General features: G+C 46.3%; 17 protein-coding genes. 11 read left to right on the forward strand and 6 right to left on the reverse strand.

What is annotated here, in order from left to right; genetic code table 11:
• Positions 1 to 14 precede the first annotated feature (14 nt).
• Both AM279_RS09195 and AM279_RS09200 read left to right on the forward strand, forming a co-directional pair.
• Positions 15 to 1,196 (forward strand): acetyl-CoA C-acyltransferase, encoded by a 1,182-nt coding sequence (locus tag AM279_RS09195; protein WP_054407678.1) that lies wholly within the window; start codon positions 15 to 17, stop codon positions 1,194 to 1,196.
• A 122-nt stretch (positions 1,197 to 1,318) separates the two neighbouring features.
• Positions 1,319 to 3,124 carry an acyl-CoA dehydrogenase family protein gene (locus tag AM279_RS09200; protein WP_054407679.1) on the forward strand — a complete coding sequence of 602 codons (1,806 nt, stop codon included), beginning with the start codon at positions 1,319 to 1,321 and terminating at the stop codon, positions 3,122 to 3,124.
• 60 nt (positions 3,125 to 3,184) lie between these two features.
• Here the strand turns inward: AM279_RS09200 and AM279_RS09205 are convergent, their stop codons facing one another.
• Complete coding sequence (locus AM279_RS09205; protein WP_054407680.1) at positions 3,185 to 4,702, reverse strand: glutamate synthase subunit beta; 1,518 nt, start codon at positions 4,700 to 4,702, stop codon at positions 3,185 to 3,187.
• 9 nt (positions 4,703 to 4,711) lie between these two features.
• Positions 4,712 to 9,223, reverse strand: a complete 4,512-nt coding sequence (gene gltB / locus AM279_RS09210; RefSeq protein WP_236688512.1) for a glutamate synthase large subunit — start codon at positions 9,221 to 9,223, stop codon at positions 4,712 to 4,714.
• 240 nt (positions 9,224 to 9,463) lie between these two features.
• On the opposite strand from gltB, the gene AM279_RS09215 reads away from it, so the two are divergent.
• The 4 genes from AM279_RS09215 (at position 9,464) to AM279_RS09230 (ending at position 13,703) form a co-directional block, all read left to right on the forward strand.
• The gene (locus AM279_RS09215; protein ID WP_054407682.1) at positions 9,464 to 11,065 is read left to right on the forward strand and encodes an ABC transporter substrate-binding protein; all 1,602 of its coding nucleotides are present in this window, start codon (positions 9,464 to 9,466) and stop codon (positions 11,063 to 11,065) included.
• 126 nt (positions 11,066 to 11,191) lie between these two features.
• Positions 11,192 to 11,869 carry a response regulator transcription factor gene (locus AM279_RS09220; protein WP_054407683.1) on the forward strand — a complete coding sequence of 226 codons (678 nt, stop codon included), beginning with the start codon at positions 11,192 to 11,194 and terminating at the stop codon, positions 11,867 to 11,869.
• Positions 11,870 to 11,916: 47 nt separating this feature from the next.
• Positions 11,917 to 13,221 (forward strand): sensor histidine kinase, encoded by a 1,305-nt coding sequence (locus AM279_RS09225; protein WP_082344207.1) that lies wholly within the window; start codon positions 11,917 to 11,919, stop codon positions 13,219 to 13,221.
• Positions 13,222 to 13,274: 53 nt separating this feature from the next.
• Positions 13,275 to 13,703, forward strand: a complete 429-nt coding sequence (locus AM279_RS09230; RefSeq protein ID WP_054407685.1) for a PepSY-like domain-containing protein — start codon at positions 13,275 to 13,277, stop codon at positions 13,701 to 13,703.
• 30 nt (positions 13,704 to 13,733) lie between these two features.
• Here the strand turns inward: AM279_RS09230 and AM279_RS09235 are convergent, their stop codons facing one another.
• The 3 genes from AM279_RS09235 to AM279_RS09245 all read right to left on the reverse strand — a co-directional run bounded on the left by AM279_RS09235 (position 13,734) and on the right by AM279_RS09245 (position 15,963).
• Positions 13,734 to 14,348, reverse strand: coding sequence for a thermonuclease family protein (locus tag AM279_RS09235; RefSeq protein ID WP_082344208.1), 615 nt, complete (start codon positions 14,346 to 14,348; stop codon positions 13,734 to 13,736).
• The gene (locus tag AM279_RS09240) at positions 14,348 to 15,526 is read right to left on the reverse strand and encodes a GlmU family protein (protein WP_054407686.1); all 1,179 of its coding nucleotides are present in this window, start codon (positions 15,524 to 15,526) and stop codon (positions 14,348 to 14,350) included. Before AM279_RS09240 ends, AM279_RS09235 begins: the two co-directional genes overlap by 1 nt.
• A 185-nt stretch (positions 15,527 to 15,711) precedes the next feature.
• Entirely contained in the window at positions 15,712 to 15,963 is a 252-nt protein-coding gene (locus AM279_RS09245) for a type B 50S ribosomal protein L31 (protein ID WP_054407687.1), read from the reverse strand.
• Positions 15,964 to 16,205: 242 nt separating this feature from the next.
• On the opposite strand from AM279_RS09245, the gene AM279_RS09250 reads away from it, so the two are divergent.
• The 5 genes from AM279_RS09250 (at position 16,206) to AM279_RS09270 (ending at position 22,253) form a co-directional block, all read left to right on the forward strand.
• Positions 16,206 to 16,736, forward strand: a complete 531-nt coding sequence (locus AM279_RS09250; protein ID WP_054407688.1) for a DUF4199 domain-containing protein — start codon at positions 16,206 to 16,208, stop codon at positions 16,734 to 16,736.
• Positions 16,737 to 16,739: 3 nt separating this feature from the next.
• A complete protein-coding gene (locus tag AM279_RS09255; RefSeq protein WP_054407689.1) occupies positions 16,740 to 17,690 on the forward strand; it encodes a glycosyltransferase family 2 protein in 951 nt (316 codons plus the stop codon).
• Between the two features lie 50 nt (positions 17,691 to 17,740).
• Positions 17,741 to 19,468, forward strand: coding sequence for a phospho-sugar mutase (locus AM279_RS09260; protein ID WP_054407690.1), 1,728 nt, complete (start codon positions 17,741 to 17,743; stop codon positions 19,466 to 19,468).
• A 3-nt stretch (positions 19,469 to 19,471) separates the two neighbouring features.
• Positions 19,472 to 21,298 carry an ABC transporter ATP-binding protein gene (locus tag AM279_RS09265; protein ID WP_054407691.1) on the forward strand — a complete coding sequence of 609 codons (1,827 nt, stop codon included), beginning with the start codon at positions 19,472 to 19,474 and terminating at the stop codon, positions 21,296 to 21,298.
• 331 nt (positions 21,299 to 21,629) lie between these two features.
• Entirely contained in the window at positions 21,630 to 22,253 is a 624-nt protein-coding gene (locus AM279_RS09270) for an HAD family hydrolase (protein ID WP_054407692.1), read from the forward strand.
• Here AM279_RS09270 and AM279_RS09275 read toward each other — a convergent pair.
• Positions 22,250 to 22,654, reverse strand: coding sequence for a hypothetical protein (locus AM279_RS09275; protein WP_143090423.1), 405 nt, complete (start codon positions 22,652 to 22,654; stop codon positions 22,250 to 22,252). The genes AM279_RS09270 and AM279_RS09275 overlap by 4 nt on opposite strands.
• Between the last annotated feature and the right edge of the window lie 18 nt (positions 22,655 to 22,672).

Consider the following 22,672-nt stretch of genomic DNA (forward strand, 5'->3'; position numbering starts at 1 on the left):
ATCTGAAATCTGAAATGAAAACCGCATATATAGTTAAGGCTTACCGCACTGCGGTAGGAAAAGCTCCCAAGGGAGTCTTTAGGTTTAAGCGACCTGACGAGCTGGCCGCCGAAACCATACAGTTCATGATGAATGAGCTACCTGAATTTGACAAAACGCGTATAGACGACGTTATGGTGGGCAACGCCATGCCCGAAGCCGAGCAGGGGCTCAACTTTGCACGCCTCATATCGCTTATGGGGCTTAGTGTAGACGATGTTCCGGGCGTTACCGTTAACCGTTACTGTGCCAGCGGGTTAGAAACCATTGCCATGGCAACCGCCAAGATACAGAGCGGTATGGCCAAATGCATTATAGCCGGCGGTTCTGAAAGTATGAGCTACATACCCATGGGCGGTTACAAGCCGGTGCCGGATTATAAATATGCCAAAGCCGGCCATGAAGACTATTACTGGGGCATGGGGCTCACCGCCGAAGCTGTTGCTAAACAGTTTAAAGTAAGCCGCGAAGACCAGGATGAGTTTGGTTACCTGTCGCACCAAAAAGCCCTTAAAGCCCAGGCTGAAGGCAAATTTGACCGCCAGATTGTACCCATAACCGTTGAAGAAGTGTACGTTGACGGCAACGGCAAGAAGGCCATCCGTAACTATACGGTAACCAAAGACGAAGGCCCGCGTGCCGATACATCTGTTGAGGCATTGGGCAGGCTGAAGCCCGTTTTTGCAGCCGATGGTAGTGTTACGGCAGGTACGTCATCGCAAATGAGCGACGGTGCCGCCTTTGTAATGGTGATGAGCGAAGACATGGTGAATGAGCTTGGTCTTGAGCCTATTGCCCGCCTGGTAAGCTATGCCGCAGCCGGTGTAGAACCCCGCATTATGGGTATTGGCCCTGTAAAAGCCATCCCGAAAGCCGTTAAAATGGCGGGGCTGGAACTGGAAGATATTGAGCTAATTGAGCTTAACGAAGCCTTTGCATCGCAGTCGCTTGCCGTGATACGTGAGTTGGGCCTTAACAAAGATATTGTAAACGTAAACGGCGGCGCTATTGCACTGGGCCACCCGCTGGGTTGTACGGGCGCTAAGCTGTCGGTTCAGCTTTTTGATGAAGCCAAACGCCGTGGCAATAAGTATGGTATGGTAACCATGTGTGTGGGTACGGGCCAGGGCGCCGCAGGCGTATTCGAAATTCTATAAAGCCCCCCAACCCCCGAAGGGGGAGTTTGACGACAACGTAAGTATTGAAATTATTAGAAGTATAACCAAACACCTATTGACCCCTGATAGGCATTCCCCCTTTGGGGGTTAGGGGGCTTATTATGTCTGAAGTAACTGAAAAAGAAATAGTTCGTGGAGGGCAATTCTTAATAAAAGAAACCAAATCTGACGATATTTTTACTCCCGAAGACTTTTCGGAAGAACAGGAAATGATGCGCGACTCGGTTAAAGAGTTCATTGACCGTGAGATATGGCCTAATAAAGACCGCTTTGAAAAGAAAGACTATGCTTTTACTGAAGAAAGCATGCGCAAGGCCGGGGAGCTTGGTTTCCTTGGTGTGGCCGTGCCTGAAGAATACGGCGGGCTGGGTATGGGCTTTGTGAGCACCATGTTGGTTTGCGACTACATCAGCGGGGCAACAGGCTCGTTTTCAACAGCTTTTGGTGCACATACAGGTATTGGCACTATGCCGATTACCCTTTACGGAACCGAAGAGCAAAAGCTAAAATACGTACCCAAACTGGCCTCAGGCGAGTGGTTTGGCGCCTACTGCCTTACCGAACCGGGCGCGGGCAGCGATGCCAACTCCGGTAAAACCAAGGCGGTACTGAGCGAAGACGGTACGCATTACAAGATTACCGGGCAGAAAATGTGGATATCTAATGCAGGATTCTGTAGTGTATTCATTGTATTTGCCCGTATTGAAGATGATAAAAATATTACCGGCTTCATCGTTGAAAACCATGCTGATAACGGCATTACCCTTGGCGAGGAAGAACACAAACTGGGCATCCGCGCCTCATCTACCCGCCAGGTGTTCTTTAACGAGACCAAAGTTCCGGTAGAAAACATGCTGAGCGAGCGCGGCAACGGCTTTAAGATTGCCATGAACGCCCTTAACGTGGGCCGTATCAAGTTGGCCGCTGCCTGCCTTGACGCACAGCGCCGCACGATATCCGGTGCTGTTAAGTATGCCAACGAGCGCGTACAGTTTAAAACCCCAATCGCAAATTTTGGCGCTATAAGGGCCAAACTGGCTGAGATGGCTGCAAGCTGCTACGCCGGTGAAAGCGCCGCTTACAGGGCCGCTAAAAGCATTGAAGACCGTATTAATGCACGCGTGGCCGCGGGCGAAAGCCACCAGGATGCCGAGCTGAAAGGCGTTGAGGAATTTGCCATAGAATGTTCTATCCTTAAGGTAGCCGTGAGCGAGGACATCCAGAATTGTAGTGACGAGGGCATTCAGATATTTGGCGGTATGGGCTTTAGCGAAGATACCCCTATGGAAAGCGCCTGGAGGGATGCACGTATTGCACGTATTTACGAAGGCACCAACGAGATAAACCGCATGCTATCTGTAGGTATGCTGATTAAAAAAGCCATGAAAGGCCACGTTGACCTGCTGGGCCCTGCCATGAAAGTGGCTGAGGAACTGATGGGCATTCCGTCTTTCGATACGCCTGATTACAGCGAACTTTTCGCAGAAGAAAAGGAAATCATAGGCAAGCTTAAGAAAGCATTCCTGATGGTGGCAGGCAGCGCCGTTCAAAAATATGGCCCTGCGCTTGACGAACACCAGCAACTGCTTATGGCAGCCGCCGATATACTGATTGAGATTTACATGGCCGAATCGGTTATTTTACGTACCGAGAAACTGGCTAAATCTAAAGGTGCTGATGCTGTTAAAGAACAGATTGCCATGGCGCAGCTGTACCTGTACCACGCGGTAGACCTTGTAAACACTAAGGGTAAAGAAGGTATTGCCTCTTTTGCCGAAGGTGATGAGCAGCGCATGATGCTTATGGGCCTTAAACGCTTTACCAAGTATGCCAACCTGCCCAATGTGGTAGCACTACGCGAAACTATTGCGGCTAAAATTGTTGACGAAAACGGTTATCCGTATTAAGATAAAGTTTTGTTTTTTAGTTAAGAAAAACCGCTGCTCCTTGGGGGAAGCAGCGGTTTTTTATTTTCCAAAAGCCTGTGTTTCAAGGCTAATATCTTTACTTTCCAGCACCGATGTTTCTTTAGTCAAAAACTCATCTACACTGCGGGCGCACTCACGGCCCTCGCTAATGGCCCACACCACAAGGCTTTGCCCACGGCGAATATCGCCGCAGGCAAATACTTTGGGATAAGACGTTTTATAGGTTACCTCATCGGCCACAATGTTACCGCGGGCATCTTTAGCTATATCATATCGGTCAATGAGCAGTTGTTCCGGTCCGGTGAAACCAATCGATATCAGCGCCATATCACACGGAATGATACGTTCGGTTCCCTCTTTCTCTACCGACCTCAGCCTCTTGCCATCCGGCGAGAAAACCCAGTGTAAATCAGCCACCTTAAGCCCTGTAATGTTGCCGTCTTCATCGCCAATAAACTCTTTGCTCACCGTAGCGAAAAGCCTCTCACAGCCTTCTTCCTGCGATGATGACGTGCGGTACACATCCGGATATTCCGGCCATGGGGTGTACAATGGCCTGTCGGTTCCCGGCTGATGCATCAACGCCAACTGTGTAACGCTCTTAGCCCCCTGGCGGATGCTCGTGCCTACACAGTCGCTGCCTGTATCGCCACTACCAATGATTACCACATGCTTTCCTTTAGCATTTAACTCAACATCAACAATATTGCTTTCCGTTTCGGCATGCGCCAACGGGTCTTTACCTGCCACACGCTTGTTTTGCTGTTTCAGGAATTCCATGGCGTAATGGATGCCGTTCAGTTCCCTTCCGGGGATGTCCAGCTTACGCGGAACCATAGCGCCTCCGGCCATAACCACAGCTTCATACTCATGCAAAATGTCAGACAGGAATACGTTTACCCCCACATGGGCATGGTATTTAAAGGTAATACCGGCCTGCTCCATAAGGGTCACGCGGCGGTCTATAACGTTCTTTTCCAACTTAAAATCAGGGATGCCGTAGCGTAAAAGGCCACCTGCTGCATCGTCTTTTTCGTAAATAGTTACGCTGTGCCCAGCCGCGTTAAGCTGCTCAGCGGCAGCCATTCCTGCCGGGCCGCTGCCTATAACCGCCACCCTTTTACCGCTGCGGCTCTCGGGTAAAAACGGCTTCACCAGTCCGCGGGCAAAGGCAATCTCTATAATGTGCTTTTCAATGGCCTCAATAGCTACTGCCGGGCGGTTGATGTTCAGCACGCACGACGATTCGCACGGTGCGGGGCATATCCTGCCGGTAAACTCCGGGAAGTTATTGGTGGAAGCCAGGATCTCATAGGCCTCCTGCCACTGCTCGTTATACACGGCATCGTTAAACTCAGGAATCACGTTACCCAGCGGGCAGCCACTGTGGCAAAACGGCACGCCACAGTCCATACAGCGCGACGATTGCTGTTTCAGCTGTTCCGAATTATAGGTAGCCGTAAATTCTTTGTAATGCTTTATACGCTTTGCTACAGGCTCAGCCTGTGGCAGTTCGCGGTGGTATTCTTTAAATCCTGTTGCTTTTTCCTGCTTCATCGTCTTTCTCTATTTAATTGCCTTGGCCTCAGCCTGTTTTTGCAGCGCCCTTTTGTACTCTTTAGGGAACACCTTTACAAAGCTTGCGGCCTGGTTATCAAAATCTTTCAGTATAAAATTGGCCGTGGCACTGCCCGTATAATCATAGTGTTTTTGCAGCAACCCGAACAGTTCCTCGCGGTCGGCATCGTTGCATTGCTCAAGGTCTATCATTTCGGGGTTACAGCGTTCGGCAAAATCTTTCCTGGTGTCATATATATAGGCAATACCGCCGCTCATACCAGCGCCAAAGTTGCGGCCTATCTTGCCCAGCACCACTACCCTGCCACCGGTCATGTATTCGCAGCCGTGGTCGCCAATGCCCTCTACCACAACGGTAGCGCCACTATTTCGCACACCAAAACGCTCACCCGCACGGCCATAAATATAGGCCTCACCGCTTGTAGCGCCATACAGCACCACGTTGCCCACCACGCTGTTGGCCTCGGGTTTAAAGCCGGCATCTTTAGGCGGAGCGATAATAAGCTTCGCGCCGCTGAGGCCCTTGCCAAAATAATCGTTGGCATCACCCTCTATTTGCAGGGTCAGGCCCTTGGCGGCAAACGCGCCAAAACTCTGGCCCGCAGCGCCATAAAACTTGTAGCTGATGGTATCTTCGGGCAGGCCTTCGCTTTTGTAGACTTTAGTAATCTCATTGCTCAGCACCGTACCGACAGCCCTGTCGGTATTTTTGATTTTGAAGTCGCCGGTAACTTTTTCGGCTTTAGCCAATGCAGGCTGTGCGGTTTCCAGCAGTTGCCAGTCGAGTATTTCACTCAGTCCATGATCTTGCTCTTCCGTCTTGTAAAGGCTGATGTTATCGGGGTTTGGTTCTTTATACAGTATACGCGATAGGTCTATATTCCTGTGCTTCCAGTAGTCAATTTCCTCACGTTGTTTCAGGTTATCCACCTGGCCTATCATTTCATTAACCGTACGGAAACCCAGCTCTGCCATGATTTCGCGCAGTTCTTCGGTAATAAATTTAAACAGGTTTACTACGTGCTCCACCTCCCCGCTAAAGCGGCTGCGCAGTTCCTTATCTTGCGTGGCAACGCCTACAGGACAGGTATTGAGGTGGCATTTGCGCATCAGCACACAGCCTTCTACCACAAGGGCAGCGGTGGCAACACCCCATTCTTCGGCACCCAGCAGGGCGGCAATGGCAATATCACGGCCGGTTTTCATCTGGCCGTCTGCCTGAACGGTAACGCGCGCGCGCAGCTTGTTCTTAATCAGTGTCTGATGGGTTTCGGCGAGACCAAGCTCCCACGGAAGCCCGGCATGCTTAATGGAACTCAACGGCGATGCTCCCGTGCCCCCGTCAAACCCTGAAACCAGCACCACATCAGCCTTGGCCTTTGTAACGCCCGACGCTATGGTACCCACCCCGGCCTTGCTTACCAGCTTTACGCTGATGCGGGCGGCACGGTTGGCATTCTTAAGGTCGAATATCAATTGCGCAAGGTCTTCTATTGAATAAATATCGTGGTGCGGTGGAGGCGAAATCAATCCCACCCCCGGTGTGGCATGGCGTGTGCGGCCTATCCATTCGTCTACTTTTTCGCCCGGCAGCTGCCCGCCTTCGCCGGGTTTTGCGCCCTGTGCCATCTTTATCTGTAGCTCATCGGCCTCGGTAAGGTAGCGGCTGGTAACGCCAAAACGCCCGCTGGCTACCTGCTTGATAGACGAACGCATACTGCCGCCATCTGTAAGCGGGTCATAACGGGCTTCGTCTTCTCCGCCCTCGCCGGTGTTGCTACGCGCGCCCAGCTGGTTCATGGCTAAAGCCAGTGTAGTATGGGCTTCCCACGAAATGGAGCCAAAGCTCATGGCCCCGGTTGAGAAGCGTTTGTAAATGTTCTCGGCAGGTTCTACCTCGTCTATGGAGATGGACTTGCGTTGCTTGTTAAACGCCATCAGGCTGCGGAGCGTACAGGCTTTTTCGCCCTGCTCGTTAACCAGCTTGGAGTATTTCTTAAACAGGTTGTAATCGCCCGACCGTGTGCTTAACTGCAGCAGGTGAATGGTTTGCGGGTTAAAGAGGTGAAATTCACCCTTACGCTTCCATTGCAGTTCGCCACCCACAGGCAGCCTGTCGGCAGGGATCTGGCGGTTAGTAAAGGCAAAACGGTGTTTTATTAGCGCTTCTTCGGCAATATCGTCCAGCTGAAGCCCTTCAATATTAGACACCGAACCCGTAAAATACGTATCTACCACATCGCGGCTTAGGCCCAGGATTTCAAATATCTGCGCTCCCTGGTACGACTGGAATGTTGAGATTCCCATTTTAGAGAACACTTTCAGCAAACCGCCTTTAAGGGCTTCTATGTAGTTGTTTTTCAGCTCTTCGAAAGATAAAGCAGTATCCATCAACCCCTCAGCCTGCCTGTCGCGGATGCTTGCAAAGGCCATATAGGGGTTGATTGCCGTAGCGCCAAAAGCAATAAGGCATGCAGCGTGGTGCACTTCCCAAACATCGCCCGCTTCGACAATAATGCCCACTTCGCCCCTTATGCCTTTACGGATAAGGTGGTGGTGCACCGCCGAAACCAGCAGCAGCGACGGTATGGGTGCGTGGCGACTGTCAATGGCCCTGTCCTGGAGTATGATCATGCGGTAACCGTCTTCAACAGCATCAACGGCATAGCGGCACACGCGGTCGAGCGCTTTTTTAAGTTCGCCGGGGCTGCCATCTGCGCGGAAATAGCCCTGTATGGTCTTGCTCTGGAATGTTCCGGTATCAATACTGCGGATTTTCTCCAAATAGTAATTATCCAATATCGGGTGGCGCAGGATGATGCTGTGCGCCGCCAGTGGGTCTTCCGCTAGTATATTGCCACTTGTACCCGCAAAACTCGCCAAAGACATTACCAACTTCTCACGAATAGGGTCGATAGGCGGGTTGGTAACCTGTGCAAACAGCTGCTTAAAGTAGTTAGCCAGGTGCTGGGGTTCTTTGCTCAGTACGGCAAGCGGAGTATCGGTACCCATAGAGCCCACGGGTTCTTTGCCGGTAAGCGCCATGGGCACAATAAGGTCTTCAATGGCTTCGGTAGTATAGCCAAAAGCCTTTTGGTATTTAAACACCTGGGCATGCGCGAGGGGCGTAAACGTAATACGCGGCTCCGCAATTTTGCCCATGGTAATCTTGTATTTTTCAAGCCATTCGCCATACGGCTTTTGCGCGCAGATGCTCTTTTTAAGCGGGTCGTTAAAAATAATCTCGCCTTTCTCAAGGTCAACCACCAGCATCTTGCCGGGGCGCAGGCGGCCTTTTTTAACCACCTGGCTGGCGTGCAGGCCAAGCACACCACTTTCTGAAGCCAGTATCATACGGCCGTCTTTGGTAATGCTGTAGCGGATTGGGCGCAGGCCGTTGCGGTCGAGTGTGGCGCCTATCATCTTGCCATCGCTAAAACACACGGCGGCAGGGCCATCCCACGGTTCCATAAGGCATGAATGGTATTCGTAAAAGGCTTTCTGTACCGGGTCGAGCGCTTCGTTTTCGTCCCACGCTTCGGGTATCAGCATCATGAGTACGTGCGGTAGTGAACGTCCGCTAAGCATAAGCATCTCTACCATGTTGTCAAGGCTGGCGGAGTCGCTCTGCCTGCCCGGAACCAGCGGCAGCACCATATTTATCTCCTCAGGTGTGAAGTAGGGCGATGCAAAGTTTTTTTCATTGGTACGCAGCCAGTTCAGGTTACCCTGCAATGTGTTTATCTCACCGTTGTGGGCAATGTAACGAAACGGCTGTGCCAGCGCCCAGGACGGGAATGTATTAGTTGCAAAACGCGAGTGCACTAACGCATAAGCGCTTACAAGCCTGCTATTTTGCAGGTCAGGGAAGTAACGGCGCACCTGGTTGCTGGTCAGCTGGCCTTTGTATATAATGGTCTGCGCCGAAAGCGAGGCAATATAAAAACCCGACTCATTTTTGCGAATCGTGCCGTTTATGGTGTGCGAGGCATAGTTGCGCAGTACAAACAACTTGCGCTCAAAGTCGGTATCAACCGTAAGGTTTTCCGGGCGTTTTATAAACACCTGCTCAATTTCGGGCTCTACGCTCAGGGCAGTGTCGCCTATGCCGTTACGGTTTACGGGCACACTACGGTAGCCTAAAATGTCAAGGCCAAGTTGTGAAGCGGCTTCGGCAAAAAGCACCTTGCAATCTTCTACAAGGCCTTTCGGGAAAAACACCATACCCACGCCATAGTGGCCGGCTTCGGGCAGTTTAATACCCAGCTTTACGCATTCGCTGATTAAAAAAGCGTGCGGCACCTGGAAAGATATACCTGCGCCGTCGCCGGTGTTGTCTTCGCAGCCACAGGCACCACGGTGCTCTAAATTTTCCAGTATGGTAAGCGCATCGCTAATATGCTGGTGCGATTTACGGCCGCTTATATCGGCCACAAAACCAATACCACAGGCATCATGCTCATACTCGGGGCGGTAAAGCCCTTTTTGTTCGTTCTCCATTAAAAAATCCATTTCTCTCTGTAATTATGCAAAATCCGTCTATCTTTATGGCGCTGTGTCCTATTAAAAAACGGGGCGGTTAAATTATGAAAATTTTATATATTATTTGTTAATACCACATCATCTTAATTATAAAAAAGCCGTAAAACCGACATTAAATTCACGTAAAACAGAATTGTTTTAAATAATTATCAAAATAAAATCACAAAAGCACCCTAATCGTTATATTACCCACTTTAGATGCGCCAATTTTTTAAATATCTGTACTCAACCGCGTTTTTGTTAATTTTTGCATCGTGCTCAAAAAAGGCCGATGACAGCCGCGACAACCTTGTGTTCCGTTACAACGAAAACGCTGCAATAAACTCGCTCGACCCGGCTTTTGCCAAGATACGCCCCAGTATATGGGTGTGTAACCAGCTGTATAACGGCCTGGTACAGCTTGACGACAGCCTGCGCATACAGCCGGATATTGCAAAATCCTGGACCATTTCTGAAGATGGGCTTACCTATACGTTTACCCTGCGAAATGATGTGTACTTCCACAAAAGCGCGTTGTTTGGTAAAGACAGCACCCGCACCGTTACCGCACACGATTTTACCTACAGCCTTAACCGCCTGCGTGATGATAAAATTGCCGCGCCCGGCGGATGGATCTTGCAAAATGTAAAGGATTTTAAGGCCGTTAACGACTCGGTTTTCCAGATAGAACTCACCAAGACCTTCCCGGCATTTTTAGGGCTGCTTACCATGCGTTATGCATCGGTAGTGCCACATGAGGCCTTCGACAAGCCCGGTTATGACTTCAGGTCGAACCCCATTGGCACCGGGCCGTTCCAGTTCAAAATATGGGAGGAGAATGTAAAACTTGTACTGCGCAAAAACCCGCTATACTTTGAGCACGATGCCAAAGGCGTGCAGCTGCCCTACCTTGAGGCCGTTGCCATTACGTTTTTACCCGATAAGCAGAGTGGCTTCCTACAGTTTGTGCAGGGCAAGCTTGATTTTGTTTCAGGACTTGACCCCAGCTACAAAGACGAGATACTTACCCCAAAAGGCGAACTACAACCCAAGTACCGCGACAGGGTAACCATGATTACCGGCCCGTACCTGAATACCGAATACATGGGTTTCCGTATGGATGGAGACAACGAAGCGCTGAAGGATAAAAAGCTGAGGCAGGCGCTTAACTATGGCTTTGACCGCAATAAAATGATACTGTATCTGCGCAACGGCATGGGTACGGGTGCGGTGCACGGCATTATTCCTGAAGGATTAGGGGGCTATGGCGCCAAGGGCTATGCATACAATCCGCAACGCGCCCGTGAGCTGGTGGCTGAATATAAAAAGCAAACGGGCAACAACAGCCCCAAAATACAAATGAGCACCACGGCCAGCTACCTTGACATTGCCGAATACCTTCAACGCGAATGGCAGAAAATAGGCCTGAATGTTGAAGTTGACGTTAACCCGCCCACTACCCTAACCCAAAGTATATCAACAGGAAAAGCTGCATTTTTTAAGGCTACCTGGATTGCCGATTACCCCGATGCTGAAAATTACCTGTCGCTTTTCTACAGCAAAAACTTTTCGCCGGGAGGGCCCAATTATACACACTTTAAGAGCGACGTTTTCGACAAATTGTATGAAGCCGCATTCCTTGAAACGGATGATGCCAAACGTTTTGAACTGTACAAACAAATGGATGCCCTGGTAATGGATGAAGCCCCGGTTATACCGCTGTTTTATGACAAGGCATCGCGGTTTACGCAGAAGAATGTAACAGGATTAGGTATTAATCCTTTGAATGCGTTGGTATTGAAACGGGTGCAAAAACATTGATTTTGCACCGAATTAATTTGTGTGAATTCGTGAAATTCGTGGCCAACCATTCCCAAATCTTTCCAAAATTGGATTTTACCTTGCCGCGTTAATTGGTATATTTGATATCCGCTAAGTAAAAAAGGCATGAAAATATTGGTTGTGGAAGACGAACCCGGGTTAAGGGAGGTGATTAAGGAATCACTGGAAAAGGAACAATACATTGTGGAAACCGCCCACGATTATCCCACGGGCATCGACAAAATAGGCAGCTATGATTATGATTGTGTACTGATAGACATTATGCTGCCCGGTGGTAGTGGCCTTGCCCTTCTGGAAGAACTTAAATCGCTGCAAAAAAAGGAGGCCATTATTATAATTTCAGCTAAAGACAGCGTAGACGATAAGGTTAAAGGCCTTGACCTGGGTGCCGATGATTACCTGGCAAAACCCTTTCATTTAGCAGAACTGCATGCCCGAATTAAATCGGCCATACGCCGCAAAAACCACAATGGCGATAGTTTTGTAGAAGTGGCTAACATAAGGCTTTCACCCGAACTGCGCACGGTTTCCATCAACAATAACGAAATGGTACTGAACCGAAAAGAATTTGACCTGCTGTATTATTTTATGATAAACCCCAACCGGCTGGTTAACAAACCCGCGCTGGCAGAATCGGTCTGGGGTGATTATATAGACCAGTCAGACAGCCTTGATTTTGTATATTCGCAAATTAAAAACCTGCGCAAAAAGCTTAAAGATGCCGGGGCTGAGGCCGATATTCAGGCCGTATATGGCATGGGCTACAAAATGATAGCCCCCTAAAAGCCCCCTGACCCCCAGAGGGGGAAAGCACACTCAACGAAAGAACTATGTTTATGCAAAAAAAAGGCATATCGCTGCAAAACTATACATTGCGCTACCTGCTGGTGGCGCTGCTACCGGTTATAGCCATTTGGGCAGGCCTTTTTTATGCGGTAATTACCGAAGAGGTATATGATAATATAGACGACGGACTCAAGAACTCTAAGCTGCTGATTATCCGTGAAACTTATGCACACCCTGAGCTGCTCAACGCGCCTGAATATGGTATTAACCAATACAAAATAGAACCGTTACCCAAGGGCAGCTATGACTTTTCAGACAAGTTTATAAGCACCTTTGAGTTTATGGAATATGACGATGATGATGAGCCCGTGCGCCTGCTGCAAACCGTTTTTAACGATGCTCAGGGCAACCCGCACCGCCTTACCATACGCGCCAGCCTTATTGAGGAAGATGAGCTTTTGGAAGACCTGCTACTGGCGCTCATTGGCCTCTACATAATGCTTGTGATGAGTATAGCCATCTTAAACCGCGTTGTACTTAAGCGTGCCTGGAAGCCTTTCTATGGGTTGCTTGAAAAGCTACGCCTATACAAACCCGGTAAGGGCCAGGTTTTTGAAAATCCGGACAGCAAAGTAGCTGAATTTAAGACATTAGCTAACGAGCTACGGGAAATGCTACAGCGCAACGAGGCTACTTTTGAAAGCCAGAAACAATTTATAGAAAATGCCAGCCATGAGCTACAAACCCCATTGGCCATAAGCCTTAATAAGCTGGAGCTTTTTGCCGAAAACAACACCCTGCCGGAAGAACAAATGGCCGAACTGGGCAAAATAAGCGATACCCTACACAGGTTGGTACGGCTAAACAAATCGTTACTAATGCTGTCTAAAATAGACAACCACCAGTATGACGAAACCGAGGAAGTAAACATTACCATACTAACCAGCCAGCTGTTAGAAGACTTTGAGCCCCTGGCCGAACACCGCAATATAAAAATCAGTATGGTGGTACAGGGCAACATTGCCTATAAAATTAACAAGGGGCTGGCCGTTGCATTACTTAGCAACCTGATTAAAAATGCCATTATTCATAATTATGAGGGCGGTACAATAAGTATTAATAGCAGTAAAGGCCTTTTTACCATAGAAAATACCGGCAGCACTAAAACGCTTTATAAAGAGATGATTTTTAAGCGTTTTTACCGTGAGGGGAGTAATGAGCAGTCTACCGGGCTGGGGCTGGCACTGGTAAAATCAATTGCCGACAGCAACCACATTACACTTGGCTACTCTTTTAATGGCAATCACATTTTTTCTCTGGCATTTCCGGAAAATAATTCAGATTCCTAATTGTTTCCAGATTGCAGTTATACACTTGTATCATAATTAAAAATCAAACGATTATGAAAACAATGTTTATTGCACTGGCAGCGCTTACCGTTATGGGCTGCAATGCACAAAAAAGGAATATAGCTGTAACCGAACTGCCTAAAATAGCGCAGGAGTTTATTAAAACCAACTTCCCTAACCAGGCTACATCTTACATTATTGAAGATAAGGATATTCATGAAACCGAATATGTAGTACACTTTACCGGTGGTGCCGAAGTAGAATTTGACGGCAAAGGCAACTGGAAAGAGGTAGATGCCAACCACAGCATAATGCCTAAAAGTGTTTTACCCAAGGCTGTTGCCGCTTATGTTGACCAAAACTATAAAGGCCAGAATGTTGAGAAAATAGAACACAAACACTGGGGCTATAAAGTAGAATTTACCAATGACATTGAACTTGAGTTTGACAACGCCGGTAAATTTTTAAGGATAGACGATTAAAGCTAATAGCTGTCAGCTGATTGCTGACAGCTATTTTTTCTTTCTCTTGTTTTTGCGCCATTCCCACGGCGGGGTGGGTTTACTATCAGCCCACAGGCCAAGACCTTTTTGGCGGGCTTCTTCTTCAAAAACTCCTATCTGGGCGTTATCGCTGTAGTCTTTATAATGCCAGGCATAGCCCGCTTTTACCAGGGCTTCGTTTACATTTACACCATCTTCTGTGGTAACGGTACCCACTACCCTGCCGTAGCGGTCGCGCTTGCTGCCGCTGGCAACGGTTACGGTTTTACCAAAACACAGGTCAGATGCAAACTGTTTGGCCTTTTTGCCATACGGCTGGGCACTTTCCGGGCAGTCAATCTCGGCAAGGCGCACGCGTTCTGGCTCACCATCATACAGTACTTCAAACGTATCACCGTCTTTAATAGCGGTTACCTTTCCGGTAAAGGTTTTAAGCGCCCTTACCTCTTTTTTCTTCTTAGTTATTTCAGTAGCCGGCCGGCTTTTAGGCTGTGGCTGGCCATATTCGGTAGGTCTAACAGACGCTCCGGGCTTGTATACCTTATAAAAGGCCACAAGTGCAACCAGTATAAAAACACCCATTACACCTAACCCGCCTGATTTACCTTTTTTGGAACGCGCCATTAGTTACTGTTCCTTAGCTTTTCGGTTTGTTGATAGACTTCAGCAAGTATGGTTTCATCCTGTTCGGTAAAGGCCACATTGCGGCGACTCATAACAATACCGGCGGTTTCAAAGGCCTTCTTAACATCGTAGGTAACCATGCCTGCTGCACCACCCCATGAAAAGCTCGGTATAAAATTACGAGGGAAACCACTGCCAAAAATATTGGCGCAAACCCCTACAACTGTACCGGTATTAAACATGGTGTTGATGCCGCTTTTGCTGTGGTCGCCCATCATAAGGCCGCAAAACTGAAGCCCGGTCTTTACAAAACCACCTTTTTCATAACTCCACAGTTTTACTTCTTCGTAGTTATTCTTTAGGTTAGAGTTGTTAGTATCAGCCCCAAGGTTACACCATTCTCCAAGCACTGAGTTACCCAGGAAACCATCGTGCCCCTTATTGCTATAGCCAAATAATACCGAATTACTTACCTCACCCCCTATACGGCACTCAGGCCCCACAGTAGTAGCGCCATATACCTTAGCGGCAAGCTTAACCACTGCGCCTTCGCACAATGCAAACGGCCCACGGATTATAGAGCCTTCCATAATCTCGGTATTTTTACCAATATAAATAGGTCCGGTTGAAGCGTTTAGCGTAACAAACTCAAGCTTAGCCCCTTCTTCAATAAATATATTTTCGGGTGCTATGGTATTTACGCTGGCAGGTATGGGTAATGATTTGCGTCCTTCGGTAAGCAGTTCAAAATCCTCACGAATGGCAATATCATTCTTTTGGAAGATATCCCACACGTGCTCAACTTTTATAACCTCGTCAGTATATTCAATAATTTCATAGCTATCAAAATCAACCTCTTCCTGTGTGTCTTTGGTATAAAACGCCACAATATCATCTCCCGCTAAAATAGCCTGGTTCTCCTCAAGTGCACTTACCATTTCGGCCAGCACCTCGTTGGGCAGGTAGGCCGCATTAATCAGCACGTTAGCTTCCATCTCTACCATGGGGAATTTGTCCATAAGGTACTCCTCGGTAATGGTAGTAGTGGTATAGCCCAGGTATTTTTCCCACTTTTCGCGGATTGTAAGTATGCCTATACGGATATCGGCCACGGGGCGGGTAAAGGTAAACGGCAACAGTGCGGTGCGCACAGGGCCATCAAACAATATGTAGTTCATTTCTTAGAGAGTTGCAAAGTTACTAAGTAGCAAAGTGTCAAAGTTAGCAAAAAGGCGCTTAGGTTCTGAGGTTCTGAGGCACTTAGTTTTCGCAATACAAACCTCAGAACCTAAGCATCTCAATACCTAAAAAAGAAAAAGCCCCCCATTGCTGAGAGGCTTTGTATGTTTGCAAAAACCAAAGATTACTTTTGGAATTTGGCATATTTGTTTTTGAACTTGTCAATACGGCCAGCAGTATCGATAAGTTTAGATTTACCAGTGTAGAAAGGGTGAGAAGTACGAGAGATCTCCATTTTCACAACCGGGTACTCAACACCTTCGTGAATGATTGTTTCTTTAGTATCTGCAGTTGATTTAGTGATAAATACGTCGTCGTTAGACATATCTTTAAAAGCAACTAACCTGTAATTTTCCGGGTGAACACCTTTTTTCATCTTGATAAATTTTTATTGTTTGGCCGCCATTTGTTTTGAAGCTTCTTTTTGCAGAAGGTGTAAACGCTTGAAGGCTTTTTGTTTAAATTATTTTATTTCAGGCTGCAAAAGTACAATATTTTTTATATCTGCAAAGATAATTTAAAGTTTTTTACCTGTAACAACAACACTTTTTTAACGACACATACAGTCATAATTAGTATATTTGCCTGTTAAAACAAACAACAAAGAAAAAAATCACCATGAACACACTTGTAAAAAAGAACGGAATTACTTTTGGAATAGCAATAGGGTTATTATCTATATTTATATACACACTTTATTATATTGTTGATCTTGAACTGTTTGTTAATTTCTGGATAGGTATAATACTGTTTTTAGTAAACCTGGGGGTGGGTATTTTTGCTGTTGCTAAAACAAAGAAAGATCTTGGTGGTTATATCTCTTTTAAAGAAGCATTTACAACTTTTTTTATTGTATTTGCAATTGGCGTAGCTATAACAACCATATTCAGCATAATACTATTTAATTTTATTGACCCTGCGGCGGCAGAAGCTATTAAAGAGCACTTGATAGATTTTAGTGCAAACATGATGGCCAAGACAAATGCCCCTGCATCAGAAATTAAGAAAACAATAGATGCTATTAAAGAAAATGACAGTTATTCAATTAAAAACCAGCTTTTTGGATACATCTGGTCACTACTTACCTATACAGTAATAGGCCTTATAGTAGCCGCTGCAATGAAAAAGAACAACGAGGCCTACAAATAATACATGAACTTATCTATAATAATACCGCTTCTTAATGAGGCTGAGTCGTTACCCGAACTGCACAACTGGATAGTAAAGGTAATGACCCAAAACAACTACAGCTATGAGGTTATCTTTATAGATGACGGCAGTACCGATAGCTCATGGGCTGTAATACAAGGGCTTGCCTCTCAAAACCCGGCTGTAAAGGGCATACGTTTTATGCGAAATTATGGCAAAAGCCAGGCGTTGCATGCCGGTTTTGCACGTGCCGAAGGTGATGTTATTATAACCATGGATGCCGACCTGCAGGACAGCCCCGACGAAATACCTGAACTATATGAAATGGTTACCACCGGCGGCCTCGACCTTGTAAGTGGCTGGAAGAAAAAACGTTATGACTCGGTAGTATTTAAAAATACACCCAGCAAGTTGTTTAACTGGGCTGCACGAAAAACATCGGGTGTTACCCTGCACGATTTTAACTGCGGCCTGAAAGCCTATAAAAACATAGTAGTTAAAAACATAGAGGTTTCGGGCGAAATGCACCGCTATATACCTGTTTTGGCTAAAAATGCAGGCTTTTCAAAAATTGGCGAAAAGGTGGTTATACACCAGGCACGCAAGTATGGCACCAGCAAATTTGGTATGAGCCGCTTTATAAACGGGCTGCTTGACCTTATTACCATTTGGTTCCTGTCGCGTTTTGGCAAAAGGCCCATGCACTTTTTTGGGGCACTTGGCGTATTAATGTTTCTAATAGGCTTTGCATCAGCTGCATACATAGGCATTAGTAAGCTTTTCAAACTGTACTCTCATGAAAAGGCCATGCTGGTTACCGATAACCCTTGGTTTTATATAGCCCTGGCCACCATGATAATAGGCACACAAATGTTCCTGGCAGGCTTTTTAGGCGAAATAATATTGCGTACAAAAAACAATGAGGAGCGCTACAAAATCAGCGAAACTTTATAAATTTAAGCCATCAACTTAGCTATCAACAACATAAAAAACTCAGAGTCCTCATGGAAATCGACAAAACAATTTTAGACAAAGTTAATGTGTGGTTAACCCCTGTTTTTGATGCCGAAACGCAGGATGCCATTAAGCATATGCAGGCAAATGCACCTAAAGACCTGGAAGACAGCTTTTACCGAAACCTTGAGTTTGGTACCGGCGGCATGAGGGGCGTTATGGGCCCGGGCACAAACCGAATTAATAAATATACGCTGGGCAAGGCTACACAAGGCCTTAGCAATTACCTGAAAGAACAATTTCCCGGTGAGGAACTAAAAGTAGCTATAGCTTATGACTGCCGCAATAACAGCGACACTCTGGCTAAAGTAGTGGCCGATGTACTTTCGGCAAACGGCATTAAAGTATACCTTTTTGAAGAGCTTCGCCCTACGCCGGAATTGTCTTTTGCCGTAAAACACCTTGGCTGCCAGGGTGGTATAGTACTTACAGCATCGCACAACCCACCGGAATATAACGGTTATAAAGTATACTGGCAAGATGGCGGGCAGCTGGTTCCGCCGCATGACAAAGCCCTTATAAATGTTATTGAGGCACTTGAATATGAAGCTGTTAACTTCAATTCAAATCCGGAACTTATAGAATATATTGGTGCCGAGCTTGATAAGGCGTTTATACAGTCTTCTTTAGTTAACGCTACGTTCAACACAGCACCGGAGGCCAAGGAAGCCCTTAAAATTGTATATACCCCGCTACACGGCACATCGGTTAAACTAATCCCTGATTTGCTTGAAAATGCAGGCTATAGCAACATGCAAATTGTGGCTGAACAGGCAGTACCAAACGGTAACTTCCCTACTGTAAAATCGCCAAACCCTGAAGAACCTGAAGCACTTAGCATGGCCATTGAGCTTGCTAACCAAACAGATGCCGATATTGTTGTAGGTACTGACCCTGATGCAGACCGCCTGGGTGTGGCAGTACGCAACGGAAATGGCGTTATGACGCTGCTTAACGGCAATCAGACCATGATACTTATGACTGAGTTTTTGTTACAGGAATGGCAAAAACAGGGCAAGATAAACGGTAAGCAGTTTATAGGTTCTACCATTGTATCTACCCCAATGATGCACGAACTGGCTGAAGCTTACGGTATTGAGTGCAAAGTGGGCCTTACAGGCTTTAAGTGGATTGCAAAAATGATTGTAGACTTCCCTGAGCAGGAGTTTATTGGTGGTGGCGAAGAAAGCTTTGGCTACATGGTGGGCGATGCCGTGCGCGATAAAGATGCGGTTACCTCTACCCTGCTGCTGTGCGAGATAGCTGCCCAGGCTAAGGCAAATGCCAGCTCACTATTCCAGGAACTGCTTAAGCTGTATGTAAAATACGGTTTCTACAAAGAGTACCTGATCTCACTTACCAAAAAGGGTAAAGAAGGTGCCGAAGAAATCAAGCAAATGATGTATAACTTCCGCGAAAACCCTCTGAAAGAGATTAACGGCCAGCGTGTTATAATGCTTGAAGATTATGAGGCAGGCACCGCTAAGAACATACTTACGGGCGAAGTTGAGCAACTAAACTTCCCTAAAGGAGACGTGCTTATATACTATCTTGAAGACGGTAGCAAAATATGCGCCCGCCCAAGTGGTACAGAGCCGAAAATTAAGTTTTACTTTAGTGTAAATGAGCCACTTGACGACGTTAAAAACTTTAAAGAAGTTGAAACAAGGCTCGACCAGAAAATTAAGAATATTGTAGAGGAGATGGGCCTCAATTAGTAAATGAGCAATTTTAAGAAAATACTTCGCTTTGCGAAACCCTACAAAAAATATGCGTTCCTGAACATTTTTTTCAATGTATTGTATGCTTTGTTCAGCACGCTGTCGTTTTTAGCTCTTATCCCTATGCTGTCTGTTATCTTCGGAGACACTGAAAAAGTGAGGATTAAGCCTGAATATAAAGGCCTTGCTGAGATAAAAACATTTTTAACTGATTATTTAAATTACTATGTTACAACCACTAACGATACCAAGGGTGTAGAATTTACCCTTGGTACCATGGTGGTGGTAATTATAAGCATTTTCCTGCTTAAAAACCTTTTTAATTACCTTGCACTGTACTTTGCAACCTTTATCAGAAATGGTGTGCTAAAAGATATGCGCAATGCCATGTATGATAAGATAGTACACTTGCCCCTGTCATTTTATTCAGAAAAAAGGAAAGGCGATGTGATGGCGCGTATTTCTTCTGATGTAAACGAGGTACAAAGCTCTTACCTATCAATACTTGAACTTATTGTAAAAGAACCACTTACAATAGTATTCTCTATAGCAGTAATGCTGACAATAAGCGTTAAACTTACAACTTTTGTATTTGTGTTTATTCCGCTTTCAGGATTTGTTATCTCTAAAGTGGGCAAGTCATTACGAAAGAGCTCATCGCGCGCGCAAAATGAACAGGGCATGTTCCTATCAATTATTGAAGAAACATTAGGCGGGCTTAAAGTCATAAAAAGCTTTACATCAGAGGGTTACTTCACTAAAAAATTTGAATTGTCTACCAACAGGCACTACCTCATATCTAATAAAATACTTAACCGTCAAAACCTGGCATCGCCCCTAAGCGAATTTTTAGGCATTATGGTTATTGCTATTTTATTGTGGTATGGCGGCCACATGGTATTGGTTGAAAAAACCTTAATTGGCTCAGCCTTCATAGGTTACATGGGATTTGCTTACAACATACTTACCCCGGCTAAGGCTATATCTAAATCATCTTATGATATCAAAAAGGGTAATGCCGCTGCCGACAGGCTTATGGAAGTACTTGAGCAGGAGAACCCTATAACAAGTAAACAGGGTGCTATTGTAAAAAACAGTTTTGACCAAAGCATTAGTATTGAAGCAGTTAACTTCCGCTATGAAGACCATAACGTACTGACTGACTTCTCGTTAACCATACCCAAAGGCCAGACTGTAGCCCTTGTGGGGCAGTCGGGCAGTGGTAAGAGTACCATAGCCAACCTGCTTACCCGTTTTTATGATGTACAGCAGGGCGCTATCAAGGTAGATGGTTTGGATATCAAGGACTTAACCCTGAATTCACTACGCGGCATGATGGGCCTTGTAACACAGGACAGCATCTTGTTTAACGACAGTGTACGTAATAACGTGTCGCTTGGAAAACCACAAGCTACTGAAGATGAAGTAATTGAAGCCCTTAAAATAGCTAATGCTTATGAGTTTGTAATGGGGCTGCCTGAAGGGCTTGACACCAACATAGGCGACAGCGGTAACAAGTTGTCAGGTGGCCAGAAACAGCGCCTTAGCATAGCCCGTGCGGTACTTAAAAACCCGCCAATCATGATTCTTGACGAGGCTACATCGGCGTTAGACACTGAAAGTGAGCGACTTGTACAGGAAGCCCTTGAAAATATGATGCAAAACCGCACATCGGTAGTTATTGCCCACAGGCTGAGCACCATACAAAAAGCCGATAAGATTGTAGTAATGCAAAAAGGCCGTATTGTAGAGCAAGGCACTCACGATGAACTGATTGCAAAAGATGGCACCTACAAAAAACTGGTAATGATGCAGTCTTTTGAGTAAGATTGTTCGATTATAAGATAGTTAGAATTTTAGATAGGGCCGGGTTAAAAATCCGGCCTTCTATTTTACATAAAGTGGTTAATTCTTCACTTTTGGAGTTTGAAATTGAAAATCAGAAATCAGATTTTAGAAATTAGAATGAACTTCAAAAATCACTATATTTTCATTTTTGATTCCTCTATAATTTTTAAATTCACAAATTGACCAAAGCAACCTTATTTTGAGATTTCGAATTACGGCCTTAAAAAAAATTCACGATATATCGTGAAAATTACATCCGCAAGGTTAACTTGGAACCTGAAACTTTAAACCTGAAACAAAAATCAACAAAATGATTCGCGCCATAATTTACGACCTCGATAATACCATCTTCCCCGTGCCGGCTATTGGCAATGTGCTTTTCGGGCCGGTTTTTGACCTCATTGCCCAAACCGGGCAGCACAACCATGATATGGAGGCCATAAAGTATGCCATTATGCGCACGCCGTTCCGCCTGGTGGCGCAACGCCACGGTTTTAGCCAAGAGCTGACACAGGCGGGCATCAACCTGCAGGAAACCCTGGAGTACCACCAGCCCATTGCCCCGTTTGAAGACTACCCCTTAACCCACTCCCTGCCGGGCGAGCGTTTTCTTGTTACTACAGGTTTCGATAAAATGCAGCGTAGCAAGATACGCCAGCTGGGCATTGAGGGCGAGTTTAAGGAAATCCATGTGGTAAACCCCACCCTAAGCAGCAAGAAAGAGGTATTTGCTGGCATTTTAGAGCGCTATGGCTATGCACCAAACGAAGTACTGGTAATTGGCGACGACCCTGAGAGCGAAATTGCCGCTGCCAAAGCCCTCAACATCGCTACCGTGCTGTATGACCCTGCCGGTAACTTTAGCCCAAATGAGGCCACTTACCACATTAAGCATTACAGCCAGCTGGCCGCTATTGTACAAGGTTTAGGTTAGTCGAGTTCGGTTTCTAAAACCAGGCGGTAGTACAGGTATACAGTAACGGCGTTTACCATCAGGTGGTCAATAAACTTAAAATCGGCCATATCTACAAACAAGCCCATAACCCAGGTAACCAGCAGCGTGCTAAGCAGCAGCATTACATACTGGTACACCACAACCGCCTTTTTGTTTACCAAAAACAGCGCCAGCAGCCCTAAAATAAGTTTGCCTGTTACCACTGCCGTTAGCAGCACCGCCCCTGCACACGCAAATACCGATACAAACCAGTACGACCCAATTATCATGGGCCATATAAAGGCTATAAAAAACGTCCACACCAGGCAAATGCCCAGGTATTGCAGCAAACTAAAACGGTACCCAAAAAACGTAACCTCCCTGTTCATAGGCTGTAGCATATTTTATAACGAAAATAT

Source organism: Flavobacterium akiainvivens (assembly GCF_001278115.1).
GTDB lineage: Bacteria > Bacteroidota > Bacteroidia > Flavobacteriales > Flavobacteriaceae > Flavobacterium > Flavobacterium akiainvivens.

What these genes read in the sequence shown, in the direction of transcription:
- AM279_RS09255 (WP_054407689.1), top strand. Translation starts at nt 16,740, where the DNA reads ATGAACTTATCTATAATAATACCGCTTCTTAATGAGGCTGAGTCGTTA.
- AM279_RS09270 (WP_054407692.1), top strand. Translation starts at nt 21,630, where the DNA reads ATGATTCGCGCCATAATTTACGACCTCGATAATACCATCTTCCCCGTG.
- AM279_RS09275 (WP_143090423.1), bottom strand. Translation starts at nt 22,654, where the DNA reads ATGCTACAGCCTATGAACAGGGAGGTTACGTTTTTTGGGTACCGTTTT.
- AM279_RS09225 (WP_082344207.1), top strand. Translation starts at nt 11,917, where the DNA reads ATGTTTATGCAAAAAAAAGGCATATCGCTGCAAAACTATACATTGCGC.
- AM279_RS09260 (WP_054407690.1), top strand. Translation starts at nt 17,741, where the DNA reads ATGGAAATCGACAAAACAATTTTAGACAAAGTTAATGTGTGGTTAACC.
- AM279_RS09205 (WP_054407680.1), bottom strand. Translation starts at nt 4,702, where the DNA reads ATGAAGCAGGAAAAAGCAACAGGATTTAAAGAATACCACCGCGAACTG.
- AM279_RS09195 (WP_054407678.1), top strand. Translation starts at nt 15, where the DNA reads ATGAAAACCGCATATATAGTTAAGGCTTACCGCACTGCGGTAGGAAAA.
- AM279_RS09215 (WP_054407682.1), top strand. Translation starts at nt 9,464, where the DNA reads ATGCGCCAATTTTTTAAATATCTGTACTCAACCGCGTTTTTGTTAATT.
- AM279_RS09200 (WP_054407679.1), top strand. Translation starts at nt 1,319, where the DNA reads ATGTCTGAAGTAACTGAAAAAGAAATAGTTCGTGGAGGGCAATTCTTA.
- gltB (WP_236688512.1), bottom strand. Translation starts at nt 9,223, where the DNA reads ATGGAGAACGAACAAAAAGGGCTTTACCGCCCCGAGTATGAGCATGAT.
- AM279_RS09240 (WP_054407686.1), bottom strand. Translation starts at nt 15,526, where the DNA reads ATGAACTACATATTGTTTGATGGCCCTGTGCGCACCGCACTGTTGCCG.
- AM279_RS09250 (WP_054407688.1), top strand. Translation starts at nt 16,206, where the DNA reads ATGAACACACTTGTAAAAAAGAACGGAATTACTTTTGGAATAGCAATA.
- AM279_RS09245 (WP_054407687.1), bottom strand. Translation starts at nt 15,963, where the DNA reads ATGAAAAAAGGTGTTCACCCGGAAAATTACAGGTTAGTTGCTTTTAAA.
- AM279_RS09230 (WP_054407685.1), top strand. Translation starts at nt 13,275, where the DNA reads ATGAAAACAATGTTTATTGCACTGGCAGCGCTTACCGTTATGGGCTGC.
- AM279_RS09265 (WP_054407691.1), top strand. Translation starts at nt 19,472, where the DNA reads ATGAGCAATTTTAAGAAAATACTTCGCTTTGCGAAACCCTACAAAAAA.
- AM279_RS09235 (WP_082344208.1), bottom strand. Translation starts at nt 14,348, where the DNA reads ATGGCGCGTTCCAAAAAAGGTAAATCAGGCGGGTTAGGTGTAATGGGT.
- AM279_RS09220 (WP_054407683.1), top strand. Translation starts at nt 11,192, where the DNA reads ATGAAAATATTGGTTGTGGAAGACGAACCCGGGTTAAGGGAGGTGATT.